A 3,570-nucleotide genomic window follows, 5' to 3' on the forward strand; every position below is an offset into this window, starting at 1 on the left:
CCTTCAGGCCCGAGCGGCGGTTGAGGAGGTCGTCGATCTGCTGTCGCGGGCCCCGCCGCCGGGGCCCGGCGACCGCGGGCGAACTTCGCCCAGCCGATCCCGATCGTGACGACGAGGGCTGCGGCGACGACGACGAAGCGCAGCACGCTCCGGTCGGTGGTGACCGTGATGCCGACCGCGTAGACCATCGTGAACACCCCGCCGAGCAGGACGCCGTTCGACAGCGCGCCCTGCACCTCGGGCAGCAGCAGGGAGATCACCAGCAGGACCGTCGCGCAGACCAGCAGGATGATGCCGGTGGTCAGCCGCCAGTCCGTGTGGGCCGAGCCCGTGCCCGTCCACTCCGGCTCGGGATAGAAGGTGTTCACCCCGATCCCCACGAAGGCCACGACGACGAGGCCGAGGAAGAACGCGAAGATCACCTGCAGGGCATTGTTGGTCCGCATGGCCAGACCATAGGAGCGCGAGGCCCTCCCGCGCCACAGCCCGGCGTAGAGTGCGCGCATGGATGCGGCGTCCCGACCGGCACCGGGGTCGTGGGCCGTCGTGGTGAACCCTTCCAAGTTCGACGATCTCGCCCGTGTCCGCGACGACGTCGCCCGCCTGTGCGACGTCCACGACTGGCCGAGGCCCACCTGGTACGAGACCACTGTCGAGGATCCCGGCGAGGGGCAGGCCCGCGAGGCCGTCGACGCCGGCGCCGAACTCGTCTGCCCGCTCGGCGGCGACGGGACGGTGCGTGCCGTCGCCAGCGGCCTGCTCGGGTCGGAACTGCCGATGGGCCTCCTTCCGGGTGGGACCGGCAACCTGCTCGCGCGGAACCTCTCCCTCCCCCTCGACGACCTGGACGCGGCCCTCACGGTCGCGATGACCGGCGCCGACCTCGCTGTCGACGTCGGCGAGGTCGCGTGGGACGGGGCCGAGCCTGCGGTGTTCCTGGTGGCGGCCGGGATGGGGCTGGACGCGGAGATGATGGCCGGCGTCGATGCCCGGCTGAAGAAGCGCGTCGGCTGGCTGGCCTACGCACTGTCCGGGGCGAGTGCGTTGTTCCGGCTCGGCTTCGGCGTCCGGGTCGCCGCAGACCGGCGGCGCGCGGTCAGCCAGCACGCCCGGACGGTGATGGTCGCCAACTGCGGCGAGCTCGCCGGCGGGCTCAGCCTGATCCCCGACGCGCGGGTGGACGACGGGCTGCTCGACACGATCCTGGCGACCCCCCGGTCGATCGCCGCCTGGTTCGCGATCGCCCTGCACGTGTTGTCGGTGCACCGGCGCGGGCACCCCGCGCTCGTCCACCTGACCTCCGAGCGGGTCGACATCGTCACGAAGGAGCCCGTCGAGGCGCAACTCGACGGAGACGCCATCGGCCGGCGCACCCGGATGACGTGCTCGGTGCGCCCCGCCGCGCTCACCGTCCGGGTGGTGGCTCGGGAGCCCGAATGAGCACGACCGGAGGGTCTGTGGCACCAACTGGCGCCACGCGGGGCGGACGCGCCTGTTCCGCCCAGCGCTCGCACCCGCTAATGTAGCGTCTGTAGTCGCTGTACCGGCTCGCATCCCCAAGCCGGGAATGCGGGCGAACTCCTTCGGGGGGTGCGGGGACAACACGCGGTTCCGGAAGGCGGCGCCGCACGCATCAAGAAGGAGTTAGTGCATGGCCACTGGCACTGTGAAGTGGTTCAACGCCGAAAAGGGTTTCGGGTTCATCGCCCCGGACGGCGGCGGCCCGGACGTTTTCGCCCACTACAGCGCGATCCAGTCCTCCGGGTTCCGTTCCCTTGAGGAGAACCAGAAGGTCGAGTTCGAGATCACCCAGGGCCCCAAGGGTCCCCAGGCCTCGAACATTTCCCCGCTCTGACGTAGAGACCGACGGCCCCCTCGCTCCGGCGAGGGGGCCGTCGGCGTTCCGCGGACGCGTCGGCGCGGGATGCGAGAATCCCCCCATGGCCACGGACACCTTCTGCCAGATCGTCAACGGCGAGCTGATCGCGCACGAGGTCTGGCGCGACGACGAGGTCGTCGCGTTCCTCGACCACCGTCCGGTGTTCAAGGGCCACGTTTTGGTCATCCCCACCCGCCACGTCGACACCCTGCTCGACCTGCCGGAGGAGCTCATCCAACCGCTGTTCACCCTCGCCCGGCGGATCGCTGCAGCCATGACCCCTGCCCTCGGCGCCGAGGGCACGTTCGTCGCCATGAACAACGTGGTCAGCCAGTCCGTGCCGCACCTGCACGTCCACGTGGTGCCACGCAGCAAGGGGGACGGGTTGCGCGGCTTCTTCTGGCCGCGCACCAGGTATGCGGCGGGCGAGGAGGCCGAGCACGCCGCCCGCCTGCGCGCGGCGCTGTCGGCGGCGGCCGGCTGACCGTCCGCCCCTCGCGGGGACGTCCCCGGGTCACCCTTTCGGGGCCTTTCTGGGGCGGGGACCGGCGTGAGACGCTCGTTGTGCATTCTCGGGAGGGGTCCTGCACAATGCGCCAGCTGCGTCGGCCGCAGCCATGCCCACCCGCGTTCTCGCGGTTCCAGGGTCGCTCCGGCCGGTCGCCGTTCCGGTCCGGACGGCAGCAGGCGTCGTGACCCACCCGTCCCGGAGCGCACCCGCGACCTACTTCGACCCAGACAGGTGGACGACATGACCCAGGCGATCGCAGGCTCCCGCTTCCTCGACCTCGATGCGGACGGGCTCGACGGCGACCTCGAGTACACCCCCCGGCACCTTCGCGCGGTCACCCTGTCACCCGAACTTCAGCAGGCGCTGGACGCCGCGTTCGCCAGGGACACCGTGCCCGTGCCCGAGCCGGTGCCCGGACCGGTCTCCACCGCCCCGGCACCGGTCGTCGATGAACCCGGGGAGGAGAGCCCTTCCCCTTCCCCCGCCCGCCTGAGCCTGGTCGTGCCGGAGCTGGTCGTGTACCCGCCGATCCTTCCGGACGGGATCTTCCGTCCGGCCGCCGACGAGACCTCAGCGACGCCATCCGCCGTCCAGGACGAGCCGGTCGACGAGGACGCGCCGGCGGAGGCCTCCGTCGAACATCGTTTCCTCGCGGACGCGCCCGTCGACGACACCTGCGCCGACGAGGTCGGTCACGATGATGGGGGCGACGCGCAGCCGGTGGCCGCCAGGATCGCCGTCGACGATGCGCCGGTGCAGGCCCCGGTCGCCACGGCCGCAGTCTCGTTCCCCGATCCCGCCGCCTACGCCGCGAAGCGCTTCTCCGGCCTTCCCGGCGTGCCGGCGAGCGGTGGCCTGTTCCGCCGCAAGGTCGACATCTCCCGCCTGATGGTCCCGGTGCGGGCCGAGGCCGTCGGCAGCTGAGCAGCCCGGGCCGCAACCTTCCTCACCCGCCGGCGCCGCGTCCACGGTCGCGGAGTCAGCGGACGTGGACGACGCGTCCGGCCTGGATGACGGCGACGACCGCGCCCGGATCCCTGGCCACCGCGGGAACCGAGGGGTCACGGTCGAACAGCACGAGGTCTGCCGCCTGCTCGCCCGCGGGGATCCCGAGCAGCGCGGCGCCGCCGGCCGTCGCCGCCCGCAGAGCCTCCGGGGCGGGCACGCCCGCCTCCACGAG

Annotated in this window: 5 protein-coding genes and 1 pseudogene; 4 read left to right on the top strand and 2 right to left on the bottom strand. The window is 72.2% G+C overall.

Annotation, left to right across the window (positions count from 1 at the left end):
- A partial coding sequence (locus tag QM633_RS14005) for a hypothetical protein (protein ID WP_415154380.1) occupies window positions 1-446 on the bottom strand: 446 nt, incomplete at its 3' end.
- A gap of 58 nt (window positions 447-504) precedes the next feature.
- Here QM633_RS14005 and QM633_RS14010 point away from each other — a divergent pair.
- The 4 genes from QM633_RS14010 to QM633_RS14025 all read left to right on the top strand — a co-directional run bounded on the left by QM633_RS14010 (window position 505) and on the right by QM633_RS14025 (window position 3,314).
- Window positions 505-1,440 (top strand): diacylglycerol/lipid kinase family protein, encoded by a 936-nt coding sequence (locus QM633_RS14010; RefSeq protein WP_415154381.1) that lies wholly within the window; start codon window positions 505-507, stop codon window positions 1,438-1,440.
- A 211-nt stretch (window positions 1,441-1,651) separates the two neighbouring features.
- A complete protein-coding gene (locus tag QM633_RS14015; RefSeq protein ID WP_415154382.1) occupies window positions 1,652-1,855 on the top strand; it encodes a cold-shock protein in 204 nt (67 codons plus the stop codon).
- An 85-nt stretch (window positions 1,856-1,940) separates the two neighbouring features.
- Window positions 1,941-2,363, top strand: a complete 423-nt coding sequence (locus tag QM633_RS14020; protein WP_415154383.1) for an HIT family protein — start codon at window positions 1,941-1,943, stop codon at window positions 2,361-2,363.
- 267 nt (window positions 2,364-2,630) lie between these two features.
- Window positions 2,631-3,314, top strand: a complete 684-nt coding sequence (locus tag QM633_RS14025; protein ID WP_415154384.1) for a hypothetical protein — start codon at window positions 2,631-2,633, stop codon at window positions 3,312-3,314.
- A gap of 55 nt (window positions 3,315-3,369) precedes the next feature.
- Here QM633_RS14025 and QM633_RS14030 read toward each other — a convergent pair.
- A pseudogene (locus QM633_RS14030) lies at window positions 3,370-3,570 on the bottom strand (hypothetical protein); the annotation flags it as partial.

This window comes from Propionicimonas sp. (assembly GCF_047606205.1).
Taxonomy (GTDB): Bacteria; Actinomycetota; Actinomycetes; order Propionibacteriales; family Propionibacteriaceae; genus Propionicimonas.